The following is a 23,491-nucleotide window of genomic DNA, read 5'->3' on the forward strand; positions in this document are numbered from 1 at the left end:
GCTATCTCCGCAAAACGACAACTTCGACCCTCAGGTCGTCCGGCGCATCGGGCCATTGCAGGGCGATGCTCTCCTGACGCTCCACAGCATCCCACAACTCGCTGACTTGCTCGATGCGGAAGTAGCAGGCATTGGCGCGCCGGGGCACGCCCTGCGGTGCGGCTGCCAGGTGAATTAGCTCCAGCCCCGGCAGCGCATGCGCGATCAGCCCGGCGATATCGCCAGCCGACGCAAGGCGCGCATCGCGCTGCACAGACACAGCGAGCGATGCGGCCTGCTCTGAACGCAGCACCAGATAGAAGCGGTTGCGTCGGTCGAAGAAGTTACGCGGCAACTCGCCTACAAACTGTCCATTTCGGTATTCGAGCACGGCCAGATGCTCGGGGCCGACAGCGATGTCGTTGAGCAGCCTGCCAATCAGCGACTGCGCGCGAGCAAAGCACGCGTATAACGTGCCGTGATCATAGGAGGGCAGACCTGATCGACCGTCCTGCATCTGCCCCAGGACATCAAAACGCTCGGAAAACGAGCTGAGTTCGCCGATCAACTGGCGTAGCGCGCCATAGACAACCCAAGGATGCACCTCGTGCGACTGGGTAAGGTGCATGAGGTGCGGATACGTGCGGTTAAGCGAACGCAGCACCAACAGGAGTTCCACGTAGCCGGGATCGATCTCCGCCCGATGCATTTCGCGCGGGCTCTTAAGCTCCTGCAGATGATGCGCGCGGGCGGCCACCTCATCGCGGATTTCGCACACGATGCGCAGCAGCAGTTCCGAGCCCTCCAGGGCGTAGCATGGCGCGATAAAGGTTTCGGACAGGGTGATCGTATCGCCGACACGTACCAGTTGCGCGACTGGAATCAGCTCATACTGGCCGAGATTATCAATCTCACTTTCGAAGAAGATCCCGACCACGTGCAATAGCGTATGCACCGGCGCAGCGGGTCCGTCCGAATACAGATCGGGAATTTCGGGTGGTCGCCTCAAGCTGGCATAGCGAGTTGGCGCTGCGGCGGCCTCTTCCAGGCTGTCGCATAACGTCACGTTGCTGCCTTGGTTGCTCAGCTTCCTTACCCCCAGATAGACCGTGAGCGCTTTCTCATCGCCAACCCACGCATCATCGAACCGGCGCGGTGCGACCACGGCATTGTTCTGAACCTCGACGTAGGTACGGTCCGGAAACAGAAGATGCGCGCTCAACACCTCAATGAAGCGGTTCGCAATCGCGGTACGTGACAATTCGAGTTTGCCGATGCCCCAGAAATGCGGGAGTCCAGACTCCATCAGCGGCTTGATCCTGAACTGCCCATGCTGCTCAGCCAACTGGAAGTGCTGAGGCTGCATGAACATTCCCTGATGCCAGTAGATTCCCTTGCTATGGTCCATATGCGACTAGTCTTGTGGTCTGTCCGATGACGCGCTCCCGGGGGCAAGCGCGATCTCCTTGCCACCTTCAACCGGGCGGGCACGCTTGAGATCGACGCCGTCCGGGATGCTGGGAAGCACCTGAGCATTGACTACGCTCTGCACGCCCAGATTCACCCGGATCACGAGTGGCCCCGGCGCCGCAGTGTGGGTCTTGAAGATCCAACCGGTGCTCGTTACGTTCAGCGGGATATCGAACTGCCGGGCGGATCTGGCCGCACCAGTCTGCGCATAGCCGGCAACCAGTCCAACCGTGCGGGCGTTCTGAGCCCGGTCGAGAATCAAGAGCGAGTGCTGGCCTGGCAAAACCACGTGGCGGGTCAATTGAACGACCTGCTGGGGTGCCTTACCGGCCGCGAGGCTCGCTGCCAGTGCGCCGGAATCTGCGACAAGATCTCGAAACGCCTGGGCGTCGGTGGCCTCGTAGATGCCCAGCAGCAGCGTGTGGGGCTGATCCTGATACACATTCAATCCTGGATCGGCCACGATCTCCAGCATGATGGCATCGCTGCCAAAGCTCCATACGGCATCCGCGAGCGGGTCCTTGCGCTCGCCGCCACCGCCGAAGCAGCCCGCCAGCATCAGTGCACACATCGTCATCCAAGTCAGCCGCCAAACCAAGCGCCGACTGTCTCTTGCCGCTTTTCCTGCAAGCATCGTTGCCACCATTCAAGCCATTTCCCAGATCAGATTCTTCACACCAGTTGCAGCAGCGTCGCTTCCGCCTCGGCCTGATCGCTGTATGGCATGAACAGCACCGCCTGCGGGCAACCTTTGACGCGGGCGTAATAGGCTTGCCCGGGATCGACTTGGTTGCGAACCGCCCAAGCCCGGAACACCCGCTCGCCGACCTGCAGCGTCAACCCTTCCTGGGCATACTCGAGCACGGTCTTTTCCGGCAACGCCCCTGCCGCACCGACCGCCTGGAAATCGATCTGCGCGCCATCACCGGTCACGCCAAAGACAATGCCCTGCCAACCGTCCTGCCGAGGCCCGATCGAAAACCACTGGCCAAGCCGCTCCTCGCCAATCACCTGAAAGCAGTAATCCGGAGCGGACGCGGTGGACACCATATTGGCCTTGGCAACGATCTTTGCCGGCCAGGTCGGCGCACACTCGTCCAGTACCGAGGAACGTGCAAACAGCGCCGGAGGCGCTATGGGTTCGGCGGGCTCGACAGCCCACGACAAGACGATCGGAAATCCTGCACCGCGAACGTCCGTCAGCGCCGCCGCCAGCAGCGAAAGGCCATAGCGGACCGACGGATTGGCTAGGTCCTCCGGATTGACGAGCACTAGCCAGAGGTCGGCACGCACTTCGTTCAGCGCATCGAACGCAGCACGCCAGGCCAGCCTTTCCGGCGCGTCGATCCAGAAATGGCCGTGCGTCTGCAAGCCATAGCGTTTGAGCCGATCCGATACTGCCGCGACGCGCTCGGCATCGCGCTCCTTGTTCAATGCGGTGATCCAAATGGTCTTCGTACCCATGCGAATTCCTCTTCAGCAACGATTCATACGACCGGCGGCCTGAAGCGCAGCATGGTCCGGTCGATGTTCGAGCCCTCCAGGCTGGCGATGGTCGGGCTGGTTTCCTCGAAATCGACGCCGTATAAATTGGCGTGGCGCAACAGCGTTCCGTCGAGCGTCGCTTTGCGCAGCGATCCGCTGAACAAATTGACGGCGGTGAGATCGGCACCGCTCAGATCGGCTTTCGAAAACTTCGCGCCTTTGGCAGAGGCGAGTCGGAACTGTGCATTGCCGGCTTGCACACTGCTGAGGTCTGCATTGTCGAGAATCGCGTGCTCCAGCACGGCGGCGCGCAGTTGTGCACCGCCCCAGCTCGCTCGCTCAAGCCGTGCACGCACAAACTGCGCGCCGTCAAAACAACTATCGGCGTGGGCCCGCGAGGCTGTCAGGTTGGCTTCGGCAAACACCGCGCTCTGCGCCCGGACACCTTGGAAATCCGCTCCTTCGCAGAGGGCAGCCGAGAAGTTGCTGCCGCCCAGCTGACTGCCACTGAAATTGGCCTGTGTCAGCACCGCACCGCTGAAATTCGCCCCGCTCAATGCGCAGCCGGTCAGTTGAGCGCCCTCGGCTCGGCATAACGATGCATCCACGCCGGTCATTTCTGCCTGGTCGAACAGCGCACCGCCAACATCCGCTCCCGCCAGATTGGCTTGAGTGAAATCTCCCCTGGTAAAGTCGCCTTTGCCAAGTTGTGCGCCCCGCAGATCCGCCTGCACGAACCTGCTGGCGCCGCCGCTGCTTTGAACGAGCCGGGCGCGCTGCAGATTGGCCGCCCCGAAATCCGTTTCCTTGAGCAGCGCGTTCGAAAAATCAGCGCCATGCAGCCGGCAGCCGGCAAACGAAGTCCTCTCAAGTAGTGCGCCGGAGAAATCCGCGCCGCAAAGGTCCAGCCCCGATAGATCGATGCCCGACAAATCGCATCCGGCCAAACTGCGCCGCGCCGCGTGGTAGCCGATCACATCTTCGCGCGTGAGTGGCGCGGCTTCGGCCGTCTGCGGTGCATCAGCGTCTTGGGAAGAAATCGCTGCCATTGTCGGCACAGCGGCAGCAGCCGCAGGCGCTGCGCCGCCAGCAAGTTGGGCGAGCGCATCGGCATCAAGCGCAGGAAGAGGTGAACCGTGCGGGGGCAGCGCACCGGTAAGATGCGCGAGATTGGGCTGTGAGCATACCCAGGCATGGACATCCGCCTCCGTCAAGCCGGCCTTCTTCAAGCTTGCCTGGGTTTCATCTTGAACCTGCTTGAGCAAGTCCGGTAGCGCCTGCGCACCAGCCGGATCTGGCGGTGACTTGAGAAACGGCGCGAGGTCTGCATCGGTCAGGTTGTGCTTGCGCATCAGTTCGCGCGTTTGGCGGTTCAGGTCTTCCGCCATCTTTTCCACCTCCTCCAAGGTGGGCGCGGGGGTTTCCGGCGCGGGCTTCATGAACGGCGCGAGATCTGCGTCGCTCAGGTTGTGCTTGCGCATCAGTTCGCGTGTTTGCCGGTTCAGGTCCTCCGTCATGGCGTGCAGGGGGGCAAACTCGGCATCAACGGCAGCGGTGTCGGCAGCGGCCTCAATGGTGGCCGCTGCCTCGGGAACCGTGGCAGCGGCTGCGGCTGCGGCTGCCGTAACCGCAGGCGCGACGGCGGGCGATACATCAACCGGCTCCGCCTCGGTGCCCGCCTTGATGCTGCTGAAGAACCGCTCGCGATAGTGTTCGAACGGCAGCGGCGGCTGATCGAGTGCCTCCCACTCGGCCATCACGTGCGATACATCGGCCGCGTCGGAATCGGTGATCTCCACGACGGCCCGATACAGCACGATGCCCCGCTCCTGTTCTGGGAACAACCACACCGTGTCGGCCCGAGCCTGCACTTCGCGCAGTATGGCCTGCCCCGATACACCACCATATACGAAGCACCGCGCGCGCAAGCCTGGCAGGCGACCATGCAGCGCGGCGTGCTGCGGATGCATGTGATGAATGTCGAACACCTCGTTGCCGGCGAAGTAGCCTGCCAGCCATTGATCGCTGGGTGTGCTCATAAAGAAGGCCGGCTGCGTATCGTTCGGCAGGTGTGGCCAATCCTGCTTGAGCCAGCGCTCATCGCAAGTGCCCAGATACTGCTGGCGCTGCGGCGAACCGGAGTCGTATCCCCAGAATCCGGCTGGAGCCACGCGATCGCCACGGCTGAGCACGCGCTGCGACTCGAGTTCGACGTTGGGCAAGTGCCAAGTCGCACGTCCGCCCTCTTCGACCGCCGCGTAACCCTTGCCTGCGGGATTGTCCGCAAAGCCGTCGCCACCAAACGCCGCACCCGGTTCGATTGGCATGCGTGAGTACGGCACAGGCGCTGACGGCACGCCGAGCGCATCGAAATACCGGTCACCGCTGACCACGAGCGACTTGGCAAGTGGACCGATCCGTATGCTGACACGCTGCTGTGCGACCTGTCCGCCCTGCGGTGCGTGCGCGGCACCGTAAACCTTGAACTCGCCATTTGGCTTGGGGTAGCCCTCGTCGAGCACTGCGCCGCCCATGGCCTGTGCCGCCGCTTTCCACATGTCGGTCTCTGGCAGCAACTGCACCAGTTCACTGCGCGCGAATTCGAAATGCCCCATCATCGCGAGCGCCAATGAGTGGCGCCGGGCGATGCGGACAGTGCGATACAGCAGCGCGAGGTTGTCGGGCTTCAACACTTTCATAGCATCAGGCCAACTGAATCAGATTCGATCCCGACCCTATGCGAACCATATTCGAACTAGCCCCCACGCTAGTCAGATTCGCACCGTCTGCCACATCAACTTTAGCCGCATTTTTTCCTATTGAAACCTGAGCTGCGTCGTCGCCAACCTGAACCGTTTCCGCACCCAATTTGAAGAAACCTTTTAGATCAGCACTAAAATCAATTGACTTAAAGTTAAAACTCGCATGACTCTCGAAACAAAGCTCCTCCATCGATTCAAACACCATCTTGTCTGCTGATGTGAACCTCATTTCGCCAATCGAATCAACAAAAAAATCTTTACCCGCATCCAGTAAGATATCCTGCCCACACTTCAGGGTTGCATCACCTTCCACTGACTCCAGATCCAAGTCCATTTTGGCCTTGATCTTCACTCCGGACTTGTCCAGTTCGATGGTGCTGTCGTAATAGGCCCTCTCGAGGTACCCCGCAAGAGAAGCAGCCAATGACTGAACCAAAGAGTGAACAGTGACACTAATCGCCGCACCGCCCAAAGACTGTGAAACGGCAACCGTGCTGTTAGGGTTCCATTCGGTACCCGTATAGGGCTGCTTGATCTCAGTGAGACGGTGATTCTCCTCCGCATCTCGCCTTGCCTTCTCTTTTTCCTCCTCCGTTGCGTTGGGATTTTTCTTCACCCAATCCTCAACCGCTTTGTCTCCCGCTTTTTTCTTTCCCTCAGCACCACCGCCTAATACCTCCGCAAGCCCACCCGCAACTGCGCCATTGGCAGCCAAACTCGCAAGTACCGCAGATAACACGGCCCGATTCACGCGCTTCATCATGACGCTGGTCACCTTGCTCCGACCAGCTCGTATCTTCACGCTTTCAGCCTCGGTCTGACTGGCGTTCCGAATCGCAACTGATTTCTCATGTTCATCAAGCGTGATGCTCTGACCAATATTCCAAGCAACGTCAGCACTCGCTTTCAGGCTCGTATTCATGCCCAGCGCATACTTATTGGAGGCGCCCGCATCTAGCTCGCTCGCAGAAGACAGCGATATGGAACTCTTGGCCCCGGCGGTCATGCTGTTGGAAACGCCCGCCGTTACACTTTCTGAGCTGCCGGCAGTGGCCATGAGAATGCTGCCTCTGCCCTCCGCATCCGTTGAACCAATGCCAAGCGTGCTGTTGGCGGACGGCGAATGCAGGAACACCACTTCCTTGCCGCGCGTATCGCTCATGTACAACTGATTGCCGCCGGCCGTCGCAATGCGGTTCTCCTGGGCGTTGGCCTGGCTGACGATGTTGCGGTTTTCCGAATTTGGCACCGCGCCCACGATCACCGGCCGGTCTGGGTCCCCGTCGGTAAAGGACAGCAGCACCTCGGCCCCCTTGAGGAGCGGGAAGTGCATGCCATGGTCGCTGCCGGAGTACGGCGTGGCCATGCGCACCCGGGCCGAGCCCTTGTTGGCGCGCTTGTCGCTCAGGTCGAACGGCAGTTGCACCTTGTACTGGCCATACTCGTCCAGCTCCGCATACTCGCCGCTGCCTTCGCTATCGATGGTGGCGTTCATCGTGCCGGCCACGCGCGGCTTGGGCGTCGTGCGCTCCGGGCGATACTGCATGGCCGCCGGAATCGCGCGGAAGCTGTTGCGATAGATCGTCTCCGCGCCTCCGCCGTGGCCACTGTAAGGGCTCTTGATGCCGCTGAGCAGCGCGCCCGCCTGCGAGCCTTGGTGGTGGACTTCGGTCACCAGGTAGCGCCCGTTGAAGTCTTCCCTGTAGTGATGCGACAGCTCCGCAAACCGGCCGCTGCGCAGCCCCACCGCAGTCCCCTCACCCGAGAACACCCGCCCAGTGCAGCCGATCTCTTCCGCGCGCAGTTTGGCATAGTGCTTGCCTTCTGGCTCGTCGCGGAAGTTCTCGCCGTACAGCATGACCTGGCCCAAGCCGGTTTCCGACACCACCGCGCTCGCCTTCAATTGCAGGGCGGCCTTGCGGTGGTTGTAGTCCTGCAGGATCACTTCCTTCGGCAGCGGCTTTTGCCGGCTGACGAAGTCCCTTACCGAACGGCCCGACACCCCGGTATCGAGTTCGTCGTCGGGGCGATAGTCAACGGGGACCGCCTGCGCCTCGTGCATGGCACGGCTGTCCACCGCGACCAGCTTGTCTGCATGGCCGTCGTGGTCGAAGTAGTAGTAGATGCCTTCGTTTTCCAGCCAGCGCGAAACAAAGTCGAGGTGTGTCTCCTCGTACTGACAAACGAAGCTGCGCGGCCGATAACTACCGGTCAGCCGGAATTCATAGTCGGCGGGGCTGAGCTGCGCGCCCTTGAGCACCGATTCCAGCGTCGCGGTGATCGGCTGCTCATCCAGGTACACCTCCGAGATGCGGTACAGCGAAAGCCGCCACAGCCGCGGCACGAGCACGGCCCGGTAAAACACGTAGCCATCTGCGCGGTGCAATTGTTCAAACTCGGCAAGCACCCCGTGATAAGGCGTCTTCATGTTGCCCTCGGGGCCGTGGATCACGAACGTTGCCGGATAGCGCAGCATGGCATCGAAATTGATCGACGCGTCGTCCGACACCAGTGTCAGCGTGAAGCGGAACGGCTTGGATATCGCCTCGAACCCCTCCATCTCAACTACCGCGAACTGATATGGCTTGCCGTCGTCTGCCCTTGTGGCGGTTGATATGAATTCGAAACGCTTGTTGGCCAACAGCCGATCGGCTAATGCAACCATCTTGACTCTCCTCTTGAACGCCGCAAGGCTCAGCTCATCACCATCACAACCGACTGGCTTGGCACCAGCACGGCTCCGACAGCGTTGCCCCCGTTATGCTTCGTGCTGTCGCTCAGGCGCACTGCGAAATTCCCTTCGAACTTGACCTTCTGGCTGCTCATGGTGAACTCCACGGTGCCCATCACCGTGCCAGACGCCGTGCCGCCGTTTGCACCGGCTTCGTCGCCGTTGCTGATGGAAATCGTCGACGCCTTGGTCAGCGCCGGCATGCCGCACACCAGCACCTTGGTGGTCGCCGGATTGCCCATCATCGGCATGGCGATGTTCGGATAGGGCGTAGGTACCGGCGGGCCGGGCGGCGCCGGTGTCAGGCATACATCGGGCACACCCATGCATTGCCCAGCTTGTTTGGTGACCGCAAACATCGTCTTGCTCCCCTTAACCCAGATCGATCGTTTTGCCATCGACCTTGACTTGCCGCTCGGCCAGCAGAGCTGCATCCTGAGCTGACATATGCAAGCGTTCCTTCACTTGCAGGCGCATACGTCCTGCACGAGTCTCGTCCACGTTTTCGGTCCAGCGAAAACTGTCACGCGCCTTCTGTACCAAGCGGCCAACCGTCGACGTCACGTGATGGGCGATCGTGCTCACCACGCCGAGCCGCGCATGCGTTTCCTGGATCGACGCATGCAGCCGATGGAAGGCCAGATCGCCGCGCATACCCGACATTGCGACCGTCTGGGCCGCAAGATCCAGGCTGTCAGTCGCACTCAGCCCGATGCGTGCGGCCTCGACCTGCAGCGCGCCTGCCTCGCTATGCATTGCCACGCCTCCAGGCAGAGCCAACGTCGCGCGATTGGAATCGGCCCCCGCCAGCACAGCGAGGATGTAGGCGGGCCCGCACACGCCGCCTTCGCCACCGTGGCAGACCAGCACGGTATCGCCGCAGCCAGGCTCGATCAGGCAACTGTCGGCACGCAGCGCGCGATCTACTGAAGCATCGGCAGTGCTCACAAAGAACCACTGGCCAGCGCGGCCTGTCACGAGCGCGTGAGCCACGCCGACTGGATGATCGTGCCCAGGGCGCGATATGGAAATCAGATTGCTTTGCATGATCGGACTTCGTGCATGTGCGTCATTTCACAACGCTGGGGCGCCAGTGTTCGGCGCGCTCCAGCTCTCGGTCAGTTGGGCGGGCGCCAGTCAGGTTCGCACCATCCCAGCGTGTTTGGTCCTGTTGGAGCGCGTGGATGTTGGTGCCGCGCCAGTCCGAGTACGAGCAATCGGCGCCCGACACGTCGGCGTGCGACAAATCGCACTCGGTCAACCTCGTTCTTTTCAGCGACGCGTGCTGCCAGTTGGCGCCACGCAGCACGGATTGACGCCAGCGCATGCCCTCAGCCTGGGCCCGGTTGAAATTCGCCTCGCTGGCGTCAGCCATCTCGAAGCTGGCACCGCTCAAGTCCGCTTGTTCGAGCTCAGCCCGAATCAGCGCCGTATACGTGCCATGTACGCCTGTCAGAATTGCGCCCTGCAACTGCGCACCGATCAGGCTGGTGCGATCGAGCATCGCCCCGCTGAAGTTCGCTTGCTGGAGCTGCGCTTCGTTCATGACGGTCATCGTGAGATCGCACTCGCGGAAGTCTTGTGCAGTCAGTACGCAGCCCTTCAAATACGCTGTCTGCAACGACGCTCCGACAAAGATCGCACTCCGCAGATCGGCGCCCATCGCCGTCCAGCGTGTCAGATTGGCGCGCGTGAAATCGGTACCGACGAAGCGGCATTCGTGCATGTCCGCACGCACGAGCAAAGCGCCGATAAACAACGCCTTTGCCAGATCGCAGTTGCTAAAAAATGCTTGCGAAAGATCTGCCTGCGTTGCGCTTACGTGACTCCACTCGACATGCCGGAACGCCGCCCTGCGGGCTGTTGCGCCTCGCAGACTGGCGTCCGTCAAATTGACGTTCTGAAAATCCGCATCCACGAGCCGCGCCCCGCTCAGATTCGCGCTCGACAGATTGACATCCCGGAAGCTGCACGCCGAGAGGTCGAGGCCAGACAGGTCCAGACCCGACAGGTCGACACCTGCAATCCGCCGGTCAGCCTGTAGCGCAGCCAATATTTGCTCCAGCGTCACACAACCTCCTCTGGTTGTCTGATGCTGCTGCTCCATCGCGTTGCGTGTGGCATCTCCGCTCCCCTTTTCCCCATCTACAACGGCGGTGGTCGCCCCCACCGCCGAAACACTCAGTCCAAGAAGCGCACGGAGAATGCGCCGTCTTCATCAACGTGAAGGGCAACATCGGCAAGCGGCATGCTGCAGCTCATCCGAGCCAGAATCTCCTGCGACATCAGCGGCATGACGTTGCCGCGCAGAATAAAGTCGATATTGCGCGCGCCGGTTTCCACCTCGGTGCATCGCACGGCGATCTGTTGGACCACCTCATCGCTATAGGTGAATCGCATCTTGTTGTTGCGCGCGAGCCGCTTCGCGATCTTGTCGAGCTTGAGCCGCACGATGCCGGCAAGCGCGTCCTGCGCCAACGCGAAATATGGAATAACCGTCATCCGCGCAAGCAGAGCCGGCTTGAAGTGATTCGACAGAATCGGGCGCACCGCCCCAAGCAGCGTGGCCGTGTCGGGAGCTTGCGCCCCTCCCGTCATCTCGGCGATCACATCGGTGGCGAGGTTGGAGGTCAGGAAGATCACCGTGTTGGAGAAGTCGATCTCCTTGCCTTCGCCGTCCGAAAGCGTGCCCTTGTCGAAGACCTGATAGAACAGGTTCATCACGTCCAGATGCGCCTTTTCCACCTCGTCGAGCAAAACCACCGAATACGGCCGCTGGCGCACAGCTTCGGTCAGCACGCCACCCTCGCCGTATCCGACGTATCCCGGCGGGGATCCGATCAGCCGACTCACGTTGTGCTTTTCCTGGAATTCGCTCATGTTGATGACGGTGGCAGACTTCTCATCGCCGAACAGGATGTCCGCCACCGAGAGCGCAGTCTCCGTCTTGCCAACGCCGGACGGGCCCACCAGCAGAAACACACCCATCGGTTGCTGCGGATCCTTCAATCCCGACTTTGCCGTCTTCAGCACTTCCGAGATCTGCTCAAGCGCGTGGTCCTGCCCTCGAATACGCGCCTTGAGCGCATCGGCCATATGCATGATGCTATGCGCCTCGTCGCGCAGCATCTTGCCCACAGGAACGCCGGTCCAGTCTGAGATGACCTTGGCCACGACATCCGGGTCAACGTCGATACGGACTAATGGTTCATCTCCCTGAGCCAGCTTGAAGGCCTCGCCGGCCCGGGCGACGGCTTGTGTGTGCCCGTCAAGTTCAGCCGGTGACGCGCCATCACTCTTGGCACGCTGACGCGCCGCGCGCGCCTGCAGCAATGCCTGTGCGGCCGCCTGCTGGGCAGACCACCTTATCCGCAAGGCCTCCGACCCGGCTTCCAGCATTGCCAGTTCCCGATTGATCTCGTCGATGCGCGCTGGATCGACCGGCTGCTGATTGTCGTAATCGCGTTCAAGGCCGCTCTTTTCGCGTTGCAACGCCTGGATGCGGCGCTCGCTACTCTCCAGCACATCCGGCTTCGCGCTCTGCAGAACCTTGACACGCGCGCACGCGGTATCGAGCAGATCGACCGCCTTGTCGGGCAATTGACGACCGGTGAGGTAACGGCTCGATAGCTCGGCGGCGGCAACAATCGCGTCGTCACGTATCACAACGCGGTGCACGTCTTCGTACCGCCCCTTCAGGCCGCGCAGGATCAGTACCGTGGTCTCCTGATCTGGTTCGGCGAGCTTCACCAATTGAAAGCGCCGAGCAAGCGCTGCGTCTTTCTCGAAATATTTCTTGTACTCAGTCCAGGTGGTCGCGGCGATCGTACGCAGCTCGCCGCGCGCAAGCACGGGTTTCAAGAGGTTAGCCGCATCGGATGTACCTGCCTGGCCGCCCGCGCCGACCAGCATGTGGGCTTCATCGATGAACAGGATGATCGGCTTGGCAGATGCGTTCACCTCGGCAATCACACTCTTAAGCCGGTTCTCGAACTCACCCTTCACACTGGCGCCTGCCTGAAGCAGGCCCATATCCAGCCCAAGAACGGTGACGTCTTTCAAGGCATCCGGAACGTCACCGTCAACGATGCGCAAGGCCAAACCCTCCACCACGGCGGTCTTGCCAACACCAGGGTCGCCCACGCAGATCGGGTTGTTCTTGCGTCGGCGGGCGAGAATATCGACCATCTGGCGAATCTCTGCATCGCGCCCGAATACCGGGTCGATATTGCCGGCGCGCGCTTTCTCAGTGAAGTTCTCGCAGAACTTGGCGATCGCGCCGCCCTCTGCGGCGGATGCCCTAATCCCTGCGCTCTCACCGTCCGCAGCACCGCGTGCGTTAGCCTCGATCGACTGGCTGCAGATATCGTCAAACGCGCTCAGCAGTGTTTCACGGTTCAACGTTCGCAGCGTCGTCGCATACTCGCCTGTGGCGTAGTACGTGGGGCGAGCAAGAAGTGCGAGCAGAACCGCCCCTGAACGCAGCTCGGAGCACTGCAGGTCAACCGAGGCAATCAGCCAGGCATCCTGCAACAGCTCCAGCAGAAGCGGAGAAAAGGCCGGGCGCCCGGCATTGCCGGCGTGCATCTGGTCGATGGCAAGATCAAGCCCTCGCTTGATGCGAATTGCATCGGCATCATACTGGCGCAGCAGCAATGGGATATCGGTATCGGTCTGCACGTCTGCGAACAGCTTGACGAGAAAGTGCTCGATGGTGATTTCGTAATGACCACGCGCCACGCACAATCCCACACCGTCTTCCAATGCCTGCCTGCAGCGGGCATTGAGACGGCTCACCAGGGACTTGAGTTGGACCAACAACATGAGGCTCTCCTCTGAATCGGCGCGTTATCGAATCGCCAGGGTGGCGGAAAGGGGCGGCTGCAGCCTGAAACGAACTTGCGTGGGTTGGTCTGCTCGCTCTGGCATGACCCAGCTGTCCACCCCAAGACGCGACCACAGCCCGCGCGTCAGCCGCGCGGCTTTTGTATCTTCATGCCGAAGCTGCATCTCAACATCGACGATCAGCGGATCGGTCAGGTAAAACCGAATCAACAGGCACAGTTGCTCATGCCCCGCCGCGCCGGGAAGCAGGTGATGAAACAATGCTTCGGGAACATCCTTGAACGTGATGCGTATGCGGTTGGAACAATCGTCGATCTCACACCCCAGCCACGCCTCCACACCCAGGCAATGGCCCTGCACACCAAGGCGGCAACGCTGGTTGTCTGGAATCGGTACGGTGTCCGCCACGCAGCAGCCAACATCGACCTTCGCCTCGCCGTAGGCATCGGCCAGCAATGTGCGTAGGCCAAGCGCGCTGCGAGGGCGCTGATTGAGCAAGCCGGCATAGCGCAGCAGCAGCGCGCTGCCCGGCAGCAGGTCGGCCCGCAGATCCGCATCGTCGAGTCCGACGAATGCATAGAGGCGGCCGAGCAAGTCTGTGTCGCCGTCCTCGACAACGCGCTGCTCAAGCCGGTATTTCGACCAGGCATCAAACAGCAGCGGATAGACCGCGTAGTGGACGATATCGAGAAACTCGCGGACAGCGTGGCGGTCTTCGCGCTCTTCCTCGAATAGGTCTTCGGTGTAGTAGGCCGGCAGCGGCGATGCGACACCGTACAGCCCGAAGAAGTTCGCAGAAATACGGTAGCCGCCTTGCGGCAATACTTCGATGCGATCGATGTCGCTTTCCGGAAAGTCAAGCCCGAGCTTCGGACGCACACGCAAGTTTTCGTGGCGAGCACCAACGCGGCGGTCGAACAACCGCAACAGGCGAATCGCCTGGAAGTACGCATATCTCTCACCGTGGGCGAGCAGCGAGGACTTCACAGCAGTGTCTGCTGTCCGAGTCTCGGCGGCCATTTGAATATAGTCTCTGAAAGCACGTCTTCGAGTTCGACGCGCGTGTAGGCATTGATGCTTGCGTAATCGGCGAGAAAGCGTTCGAGCACGCAACCGAACAGATACATGTCACCGATGTCAGCGTAGTGGTCTTGCCGACATCGGATCCGCACGAATTGACCGCGCAGCACGCTGCCTCGCCCGACCAAACGCGTTTCCGGCATTGCAATCACTTCCTGAATGCCGTCGATACGGCGCCGGTTGGCTGCCTCCGTACCCTGGTCCTGCTGCCCCACCTGGGCATACAGCGCAAGCAGGGTCCGCAAGTTTGCGGTCTGCGCGATCGATAAGTAATTCAGGGACACATGCGAAATCAGCCGCCAAAGCAGCGCCTCGCCAATCGGCGACTCCAACGCCGGTGTCACCGGGCGAATGTTTTGAAAATGGATTCGCTCTGGCGAAGTGCTGGTCGGCTGACTGATATCACCAAGCTTGAGGCTCTCCGGCAGCGAGCCATTGGTGCAGGTGATGCGGATCGACAGCGTCTCCGGCACCGGAGTATCACCGGGCGGATAGTTCACCGACAGGAATGTCTCGTTGCCGCGCATCACTGTCGCCTCGCGCAGGGTCGTCCGATAACTGAGCTTTGCACTCCGTCCATCGTGCCGATACAGGCCAAATGGTAGATAGGTTCGTTCGCGCGCGGCGCCTTGCTGATAGCCTGTCACCTGATCGACGGAGTACACCCGATAATGCGTGCGGTTCCGACCTTCCGGACTCACCCGGTACTCGCTTGCACGATGGTCAAGATTGACTGGCTCAGCCGTATGCTCGAAGAGGTTGATTGCCGGCACCACATTCAGCCCGAAGCGGTCTGACCGGATTTCCGGCATCCAGTCAGGCAGTTCATCGAGCGAGAAGAACATGCTGAAGGCCGAACCGCGCCCACGGTTGGTCCAACGCCCCAGCCCCTCAATATCGACGAAAAGAAATTTCTCAGGCTGAGAGAAATACTCCTGCAGCACACGATAGCCATCGAATGCGTTGCCTGGATACGGCAGCAACCGGTGGTCGAAACCAGAAGCACGAACGCTGAGCGCATCCAGTTCCAGCCGCTCACCGCCGTCACTAGACACGCGCACTTGCGTGACATGACGAGTCAACAGCAGCAGCATCTTCGAGGCCTCGCTGTAGCCGCCTCCAAGAAAAAGACGCAGGCTGTCGGACTCCCATTGAGACAACGCAAGCCCGTCGACCTCGAAATCCATGACGAGAACCGGTGCCACTCCTGCAGTGGATAGCAGGTTCGCGTCAACAAGGCGAAGCGGCTGCACGTCGAGGTCGCAAATCGTTCGGAACCTGCAGGACGTACCGTCTACCGGCAGCGATGCCAGTTCAGTTCCTTGCGGCACACGCACAACCTCACCCAGCGGGCTCTTTGGCGTAAAACTGATCAACGTGGACGCGGGCACCGGCCGCAAATAGTGCGGGAACAGCAGGTTCGCGAGCTCCTGGACGAACTCCGGAAACTCGTCGTCGAGCTTCTGGCGGGTCAGGCCAATGAGAAACGCCACGCCCTCGAGCAGTCGCTCGACATCGGGGTCGGCCGAGGCGCCGGACAACATCGGCGCCAGCGCCGGGTTGTTCTGCGAAAACTCAACCGCCAGTCCCTTCAGCTTGTTGAGTTCCTCTTCGTAGTAACGATTCAGCATGTTCACAGAACAAGAAGCCCAGCTATCCACGCGACGATGAAATGTCGATCTTTCCGCTGGCGGCGATCGTTGTGGCGATCTTCAACGGAATATCGCGATCGTCCACGTCGAGTGAGCCATCAAGCGTGAACCGGATCGATAGCATGTCCGTTCCCTCGCGATCAAGCCTGACCTTCGGCTGCTTGATGCGCGGCTCGTACCGGGCCACCATGCGGCAAATCTCCTCCTCGATCTCCCGAGTCGAGCCTGCCGCCATGCCGCCAGCAAGATTGGTGAAGTCAGGCACGCCGAACAGCGGATGGATCTGCACACTGCCGCGCCGGGTGTTGAGCAGGCGGACAAGGTGGTCCATCACCGATCGCATGAGAACGTCGACCCGGATCTGGCTTGTCCGCTCCTCCCCCTCCTCCCAGCTCGAGATCCGCTCAAGCAGCCGGCGCTCCCTCACCGTGGCCTCGCGCTACGGCTGGCACATTACGATTTGGGCGCAAGCCACGAATCCTGTGTCTCGATGCCTTCCGGCTCGAACGTCCAGGAGATCTTCTCGTAGGTGAACGACACATCCTCCATGTGCCCCATCTGCTGATTGGCGCTGGACAGGCAGTTCGGGGTCCATGCCCGAACGCTGGTCAGAATCGCGTTCTCAAGCTTGACCGTGTAGTACTTCTCTTCCGTACCCTTGGGAGAAATGCGGTAGTACTCCAGCGTGACGTGCTTCATCTGCTCACCCGAAGTCAGCGCCTGGAAGAGCTTCGGCGAGGCCACGTCGATCTCCTTGGTGAGCGTCATTGGACCGTGCACGCGTTTTCCGGTTGGCAGACCGGTCTGCGGGCTTTTCGGAATCTCAATCGTGTGGTCGACCGCCTGTACGAGAATCTTGCCTTCGTGGCCCTGGGCTTTGCTGGAGCCCTTGATTTCTTTTTGAGTCTCGCCTTCCAGGATGAGATAGCATGGCATCGGCATGGTGTTCTTTCCTCAAGCAACAATGTTTGGTGAAATGATCGGGAAGCGCGCATCGCGCTTCTCCGATTCGATTCTTTTCAAGGGCGCTATCGCCCGGTGAATCTGCCCAGTACCCCGTGCACTGCGCATGGAGAACATTCTGGCCACGCTCTGTCACCTAAGTGTTTCAAAAGCCCGCCGCCCGGTTACAGCTGAAACACAAATCCTGACAACAACGCCATTCGACCCGGCGCCTCACGTGCGACGGCTCATTTCTTGTCCAGCTTACCGACCAGCGACAGCGTGAACGAAGCGCCCATGTACTTGAAGTGCGGACGGACTTTCAGATCCACGCGATACCAGCCCGGATCGCCGTCAACATCCGCCACCTTGATTTCTGCCTGGCGCAGTGGACGCCGGCTGCGCACACCCTCAACAGGGTTGTCCATATCCGCGACGTATTGTCGGATCCACGCGTTCAGCTCACTTTCCAGATCGACGCGTTCCTTCCAGGTACCGATGCTTTCGCGCTGAATCACTTTGATATAGTGCGCGAGTCGGCTGACCACGAACATATAGGGCAACTGAGTGCTCAGCCTGTAATTGAGCTCGGCCTCCTTGCCTTCCTTGCTGTTGCCGAAGAATTTCGGCTTCTGTGCGGAATTGGCCGAGAAGAAGGCCGCGTTGTCGCTGTTCTTGCGCATGGTCAGCGCTATGAAGCCCTGCTCTGCCAGCTCGAATTCGCGCCGCTCGGAAATCAGCACCTCAGTGGGGATCTTGTTCTGCAATTCCCCCATCGACTCATAGGTGTACACGGGCAGATCCCTCACGGCGCCGCCGCCCTGTGGGCCGATCACGTTGGCACACCAGCGGTAGTCCGCAAAGCTCTCGGTTAAGCGAGACGCAAACGCAAACGCCGCATTACCCCACAAGAACTCGCTGTTACCGCCCGCAACGTCTTCTGTGTAATTGAATTTGCGTACGGGAACTGTGTCTGCCCCGTATGGGACGCGCAACAGAAAATGCGGCAGCGTGAGCCCGACATAGCGCGCGTCTTCTGTTTCTCGAAACGCATTCCACTTCACGAACTGCGGGCCTTCAAAAACCGAGGCCAAGTCCTTCAAGTTGGGCAGCTTGTCGAATGTATCGACACCGAAGAACTGCGGCCCTGCCGCAGCAATGAACGGCGCATGCGCCATTGCGGATACGCTCGCCGCAAACTGCAGCAGCTTGACGTCCTGTCCGCCTGGGCCGAATTCGTAATTGGCAACGATGGCGCCGAACGGCTGACCGCCGAACTGGCCATATTCAGCCGTATACAGATTCTTGTAGAGCCCCGACTTGGTGATGTCCGCAGCGTCTTGAAAATCGTCGAGTAGTTTGCTTTTGCTCACGCTCAGCAGCTGAATCTTGACGTTCTCGCGAAAATTCGTTCGATCCACAAGAAACCTCAGCGACCGCCAGGCGGATTCCACCTTCTGATAGTCGGGATGATGCAGGATCGCATCCACCTGGGCGCACAGCTTCTTGTCGAGGTCGGCAATCATGTTGTCGACGGTCGCCTGGGTAACACGCTCGATCGCGTTCTGCGGCTCCAGCAATTGCGAAATGAACGCCTGGATACCTTGACGGGTGATCGCGTAAGCGTCATCGCCAGGCTTGATGCGGGCCGTTTCGATCAACTGATCGAGCAGCGATCCACCGGCTTCGACATCTGCTACCGATTCGCCTGAGTTGACCGACTGAATTTGCTCGTCACTCATATGAGCTCCCCGTACGCGGATTTATTTATCGTTGATACCCAACTCACCAAGCAGGTGCGCCCGAACCGCCTCGTTCCCGATCAACTCCTGAACTCTCTTGCGAAAATCGGGAATGTTTCCCAGCGGGCCTTTCAGTGCCTTGAGCGCATCGCGCAACTCGACCATCTGGCGCAGCTCGGGCACCTTGTCGACGATCGCATCGGGCGAAAAATCGTCGAGCGAGTCAAACTTCACGTTCACCGCCAGGACGGCATCCGCATCTACCCCGGCTTCGAGCCTGTTTGGAACGGTCAGATCCAGCGATAGCTTCTGCCCTTTCAGCACGTCGTTGAAGTTGTCTTTATCGACATTGATAGGCTTCATCTCCTCGATTGGAGTGTCGTCGTTGCGCAGCGTGAAGTCACCCAGCACGAGAAGCTTGAGCGGTAGTTCAACCTCCGCCTTGGCGCCACCGGTTGCGGGCCGATATACGATGTTGACGCGTTCCTTTGGTGCTACCGATCCATCGGCTGCCATAACGTTCTCCTTGAGCTGTGCGGTGCAAGCGCGAACCCGCAGAAGGCAACCCGGAACCGAGCGGCACTTTTCGCAAGCGGGCCCATCATAGAAATGGGCACGTCAAGCACGCGCGATGTGTTGAATTCTCCGCTTAACGTCAGCTGAGCGTTAGTTGATTCGTCTCTTGTTTTTGTCAGACGATCTCAAACCCACAGGCGACTCTTCGAACCTTTCTGCGCATCACGTCGAACTGTTAGCGCAGCTGCTGCATTGCTGACCAATCGGAAAATCCGCAAATGCTGGCAATCTCGCCAGCACCAGCCTTGCGCTCCGTCCGCCGTAAGTCATGAAGGCTCCCGTTAAGCCGGGCTTCTCTGTTCTCAGCACAACACGCCTGTGCACGACAGCGAAGAGATGCATCAGGACACCGCACGAACACTTTCACCGACCGTTGAGCACTGCGCTGCTTGAGACGCAAAGACAGCTTCCTGCAATGGCCGCACCAATCGCTCGTGCGTGCCATTGCTTTTCGTTGAACCACCAAAGTGTGCGTGCGAGCATCCGCTCTGATCTGTTCACCAGACAGATCGAGAGCGAGAGGGGGATTGCCGACCAGTCGATCCGTCATGCAAAACAACAGAAAGGTAGTCCGATGAAACTGATTACGGGAAAGACGCTTTCCTTGACGCTTCTGGCCAGTGTGGTGCTAGCCGCCTGCGGCGGCGATTCAAGCAGCAACGCCAACGTCACGCCGACCTCAACCTGTGCTGAAACGGGGATCGACGCCAAGTACGCCTGCCAGACTGGCAGCACGGAGCCGCTGTACGCCTACCAGTGGGCACTCAAGCAGGCCACCAGCTTCTTTGCCGCTTTCGGCCTTGTCGCCAACGGCACGACCGATATCAACGTAGAAGACGCGCACAGGGCCGGCATCAAGGGCCAGGGCGCGAACGTGCTGGTGCTCGACGATGGCATCGACATCCACAACGAAGACTTGGCCGCCAACGTCAATGCGTCCATGACGCACAACTTTGATGACGGCTCGAACGATCCGACGCCAGCGGATATTCCCGCCAATATCAGGGCGGCGCACGGCACCAACGTGGCTGGCATCATCGCTGCGGCACAGAACGGCAAAGGCGTGATGGGGATCGCCCCGCGGGCGACGCTGGGCGGCGCACGCTTCATTGGCACCAATGCAGACGAGGAGGCGGCCTATGGCGGCGCAGATTGGTCCAAGAACGCCGACCTCATCAACGCATCGTATGGCGCAAATCCGACGGCGCCCGCGGAGTACGACACGGCGACGTCAACGCAAGCAGCTGTGCGTGCCTTCCCGAACCTGCGCAATGGCCGTGGGCTTGTCATGCTGAGGGCCTCCGGCAACGAGTACGAGTACATCAACGACGGCCCCACCATCCCGTCCCGAACCTGCCCCACGGTGGGCAGCGGCACCGGCATGATCGCCTGTGAAAACCCCGCCAACGACCCCGATAGGCTCGAGCCCGGCGTAATCGTGGTCGGCGCGGCCAATGCCAAGGGCATCAAATCGAGCTACTCGAATGCCGGCGCCGTCAACTGGGTGACGGGCCTGGGCGGCGAACTTGGCGACGGCGGCAAGTACGGTGAAACCGGCAGCGGCCCAATGATCTTCTCGACTGACTTGTCTGGCTGTGCGCGCGGCTACAGCCGCAACGGCATCTCTGGCCCCAATGATTTTGCCGTGGGCGGCTCGGCCACCAACACCAAGGACAACGCCAACTGCAACTACTCCAGCATGAACGGCACGTCGGCGGCCACGCCCACGCTGTCGGGCGTGGTAGCGTTGATGCTGGCCGCCAACCCCAACCTGACCTGGCGCGACGTGCGCGAAATCCTGCGCGCCACCGCCCGCAAGATCGACCCCGACTATGGCAGCCGCGACGGCCGCAACGCCAAGATCGACCTGACCAGCATGGCGGCCACCGCCGACACCAGCACCACCCTGGTCGACGGCGCAACGACCGCGCGCCTGGACTACGGATGGCAAACCAACGGTGCCGGCTATGCGTATTCCACGTGGTACGGCTTCGGCCTGGTGGATGCTTCGGCCGCCGTGAAGATGGCCAAGGCCACTGTCACCTACAAGCCGGCCGCGCTGTCCGTGCCGGACTTCGTGGCCGCCTTTAGCAACGTCAACCAGTTGACCTACGGTTCGGTGCAGAAGTTGGGCCAGTTCAACGTGACGGGCGCCGACAAGGTGGATGCGCTGCAGTTACGTGTCTCGGGTTCGGTGTGCATTGGCAGCGTGGGCTTTTTCGTGAAGTCGCCGTCGGGCACGGTGTCAGCCTTGTCCTTGCCGTACAACGGCTACTACAACAGTGGTGTCAACAGCGCCAGCAACTACGGTCTGGGCAGCTACGCGTTCTACGGTGAAAACGCCGCTGGCACGTGGGAAGTCTACGCCGTCAGCGGCGTGCCCACCAACGCCTGCTCGACGTATCAACCGCAAGGCGGCACGCATACCGTGACGCTCGCCACGCCGCTGAGCGTACAGTTTCGCGTGATCGCGGCCAAGTAAGCCCTCTGGAGATTTCTCAACATGATCATTTCGTCCTTTTTCAAGACTGTTGCGCTGGGGGCGCTGGTTTCGGTTGCCGTGGCGGGCCAAGCAGCTGCGGCTGACTTGGTGATGGGCAAGCAGCTGTCGACGCAGGAGCTGTCGCAGTACGCCAGCGCACAGGTAGTGCAGATCGACACGCAGTCGTTCAAGGTGCTCTCCACCCGTGCCCAAGCCAAGGCAGCGGGCGCGGCGTCCAGCACCGTCACGCAAGTCGCCAACGAGCGCGGCGTGGTAGGCGAGAGCCACAACAAGGTGGTCGTCTCGCAGGTATCGGTCGACAGCGTGCGCCAAGCCGCGGCAAACCTCACGACCGCGCCCGTGTCAGCGGAGTACTACGGTCACATGAACATCAGCACGCTACGCTTTGCGTCATTAAAGGATGCCGCCGATGCACGCACGCAGCTAAAGAAAGCGCTGCCACAGGCACGGGTCGATATTCCGATCCAATACGCCAAGCCTGTCGTCCGCTAAGCCTGTCCGGCGCTGAACAGAACGCCCCGCCCTCGCGCGGGGCGTTTCCTTTGACGTTTGACAACACCGCATTGCACGTCGATACCATACCTCCCTTACAGTTTCGGGAAGATCTTACCCCCCCATCAGAAGGGATTCCGGAGAATTGCCGCGCTTCGGCACAATGGCAATTGTCAAAGGAATGTAACCATGAGCAAGCCTCCACACTCCCAGTTCGACACGAGTGTATTGCCACGCGAACACCAGTTCGGTGCATGGCAGGAAGCCATCGGTGTTCTGTTCGACACACGCTCAGCTGTGCCACGAGAGCACGGCTTTCAGGCGCGTGTGGATGCCTATCTTTGTGGCGAGACGGGCATTGGCATGATCGACGCGCAAGCGCAACACTATGACCGCTCTCGGTACAAGCTTGGCCGCGATGGCATGGACACCTATGTCCTCCAGTATTACCTGGAAGGCAGCTGTATCCGGCGCGACGGTGGCATCGAAACTGCTACGCGGCCAGGCGATCTCTTTATCGTAGACGCCGCACAGCCGTTGACCACCAGCACCACCGATAGCCGCTTCCTGAGCTTGGTGGTACCGCGTCGACTGTTGACGCCGCTACTGCAATCGCCGGATGAGCTGAGCATGCGCGTGCTGCGCGGCGACGCTCCGATGATCGGCCTGCTTCGTGACCATCTTTGTTCGCTATATCACAGCGTCGGCCAACTGAGTGATGCCGAAGCCCAAGCCGTCATACCAGGTACGTTGCAATTGGCGGCAGCCGCCGTGAATAGTCAGGTGACGGAATCCAACGTCCGCGCGGTGTACGAAAGCTTGTTCGCGGCGGTCTGCCGACATATCAATCGCAACCTTGCTGATCTGACAATATCGCCCGAGAGCGTTGCCTTCCATTTCGGCACTTCACGCGCGACGCTGTACCGGCTCTTCGAGCGGGAAGGCGGGTTCCTCAACTATGTGCGCACGCAGCGCCTGCGCCAGTGCTACGCCATATTGGCGGATCGCTCGCAAATCCACCGGCCGATCGCGGAAATTGCGCGGACGTACGGCTATTCCGACGCATCCAACTTTACACGCGCGTACCGACGGGCCATCGGCATGTCGCCGCGTGAAACCCGTGCACTGGCGGAAGAGGGTCGCGCCGCTACACTGCCATTCGTACAAGATGGGGATTGGCGAACGTGGTTAGCGCACATGCGTTGATCCACCTCTCAGTCCTTGGCACATGC

The 23,491-nt window shown here is 60.5% G+C and carries 18 protein-coding genes; 3 read left to right on the plus strand and 15 right to left on the minus strand.

What is annotated here, in order from left to right; translation table 11 throughout:
* Position 1: 1 nt before the first annotated feature.
* From tssK to tssB, 15 genes are all read right to left on the minus strand, one after another.
* A complete protein-coding gene (tssK, locus tag B4F51_RS04915; RefSeq protein ID WP_296223974.1) occupies positions 2–1,387 on the minus strand; it encodes a type VI secretion system baseplate subunit TssK in 1,386 nt (461 codons plus the stop codon).
* Between the two features lie 6 nt (positions 1,388–1,393).
* Positions 1,394–2,095: a type VI secretion lipoprotein TssJ gene (locus B4F51_RS04920; RefSeq protein ID WP_296223975.1), complete on the minus strand. Its 702-nt coding sequence runs from the start codon at positions 2,093–2,095 to the stop codon at positions 1,394–1,396.
* 26 nt (positions 2,096–2,121) lie between these two features.
* Positions 2,122–2,913 carry a hypothetical protein gene (locus B4F51_RS04925; RefSeq protein WP_296223976.1) on the minus strand — a complete coding sequence of 264 codons (792 nt, stop codon included), beginning with the start codon at positions 2,911–2,913 and terminating at the stop codon, positions 2,122–2,124.
* A gap of 23 nt (positions 2,914–2,936) precedes the next feature.
* Positions 2,937–5,633 (minus strand): DUF2169 family type VI secretion system accessory protein, encoded by a 2,697-nt coding sequence (locus B4F51_RS04930; protein WP_296223977.1) that lies wholly within the window; start codon positions 5,631–5,633, stop codon positions 2,937–2,939.
* 4 nt (positions 5,634–5,637) lie between these two features.
* Entirely contained in the window at positions 5,638–8,361 is a 2,724-nt protein-coding gene (locus B4F51_RS04935; protein ID WP_296223978.1) for a type VI secretion system Vgr family protein, read from the minus strand.
* Positions 8,362–8,390: 29 nt separating this feature from the next.
* Complete coding sequence (locus B4F51_RS04940) at positions 8,391–8,786, minus strand: DUF4150 domain-containing protein (protein ID WP_296223979.1); 396 nt, start codon at positions 8,784–8,786, stop codon at positions 8,391–8,393.
* A 13-nt stretch (positions 8,787–8,799) separates the two neighbouring features.
* Positions 8,800–9,474: a DUF3540 domain-containing protein gene (locus B4F51_RS04945; protein WP_296223980.1), complete on the minus strand. Its 675-nt coding sequence runs from the start codon at positions 9,472–9,474 to the stop codon at positions 8,800–8,802.
* 22 nt (positions 9,475–9,496) lie between these two features.
* A complete protein-coding gene (locus B4F51_RS04950) occupies positions 9,497–10,534 on the minus strand; it encodes a pentapeptide repeat-containing protein (protein WP_296223981.1) in 1,038 nt (345 codons plus the stop codon).
* A gap of 74 nt (positions 10,535–10,608) precedes the next feature.
* On the minus strand, positions 10,609–13,251 hold the full coding sequence (gene tssH, locus B4F51_RS04955) for a type VI secretion system ATPase TssH (RefSeq protein ID WP_296223982.1): 2,643 nt from the start codon (positions 13,249–13,251) through the stop codon (positions 10,609–10,611).
* A 24-nt stretch (positions 13,252–13,275) separates the two neighbouring features.
* Positions 13,276–14,259 (minus strand): type VI secretion system baseplate subunit TssG, encoded by a 984-nt coding sequence (gene tssG, locus B4F51_RS04960; RefSeq protein WP_296223983.1) that lies wholly within the window; start codon positions 14,257–14,259, stop codon positions 13,276–13,278.
* Positions 14,256–15,983, minus strand: a complete 1,728-nt coding sequence (gene tssF / locus B4F51_RS04965; RefSeq protein WP_296223984.1) for a type VI secretion system baseplate subunit TssF — start codon at positions 15,981–15,983, stop codon at positions 14,256–14,258. The genes tssG and tssF overlap by 4 nt, the downstream gene beginning before the upstream one ends.
* A gap of 22 nt (positions 15,984–16,005) precedes the next feature.
* On the minus strand, positions 16,006–16,431 hold the full coding sequence (tssE, locus tag B4F51_RS04970; protein ID WP_296223985.1) for a type VI secretion system baseplate subunit TssE: 426 nt from the start codon (positions 16,429–16,431) through the stop codon (positions 16,006–16,008).
* 26 nt (positions 16,432–16,457) lie between these two features.
* Positions 16,458–16,946 (minus strand): Hcp family type VI secretion system effector, encoded by a 489-nt coding sequence (locus B4F51_RS04975; protein ID WP_296223986.1) that lies wholly within the window; start codon positions 16,944–16,946, stop codon positions 16,458–16,460.
* A 248-nt stretch (positions 16,947–17,194) separates the two neighbouring features.
* Positions 17,195–18,688 carry a type VI secretion system contractile sheath large subunit gene (tssC, locus tag B4F51_RS04980; RefSeq protein WP_296223987.1) on the minus strand — a complete coding sequence of 498 codons (1,494 nt, stop codon included), beginning with the start codon at positions 18,686–18,688 and terminating at the stop codon, positions 17,195–17,197.
* Between the two features lie 21 nt (positions 18,689–18,709).
* Positions 18,710–19,204, minus strand: coding sequence for a type VI secretion system contractile sheath small subunit (gene tssB, locus B4F51_RS04985; RefSeq protein ID WP_296223988.1), 495 nt, complete (start codon positions 19,202–19,204; stop codon positions 18,710–18,712).
* A gap of 634 nt (positions 19,205–19,838) precedes the next feature.
* Between tssB and B4F51_RS04990 the strand changes: the two genes are divergently transcribed.
* The 3 genes from B4F51_RS04990 (at position 19,839) to B4F51_RS05000 (ending at position 23,465) form a co-directional block, all read left to right on the plus strand.
* Positions 19,839–21,746, plus strand: coding sequence for a S8 family serine peptidase (locus B4F51_RS04990; RefSeq protein WP_296223989.1), 1,908 nt, complete (start codon positions 19,839–19,841; stop codon positions 21,744–21,746).
* A 21-nt stretch (positions 21,747–21,767) separates the two neighbouring features.
* Positions 21,768–22,259: a hypothetical protein gene (locus B4F51_RS04995; RefSeq protein ID WP_296223990.1), complete on the plus strand. Its 492-nt coding sequence runs from the start codon at positions 21,768–21,770 to the stop codon at positions 22,257–22,259.
* 189 nt (positions 22,260–22,448) lie between these two features.
* Positions 22,449–23,465: a helix-turn-helix domain-containing protein gene (locus B4F51_RS05000; RefSeq protein ID WP_296223991.1), complete on the plus strand. Its 1,017-nt coding sequence runs from the start codon at positions 22,449–22,451 to the stop codon at positions 23,463–23,465.
* Positions 23,466–23,491 lie beyond the last annotated feature (26 nt).

Source organism: Ralstonia sp. UBA689, assembly GCF_002298975.1.
Taxonomy (GTDB): domain Bacteria; phylum Pseudomonadota; class Gammaproteobacteria; order Burkholderiales; family Burkholderiaceae; genus Ralstonia.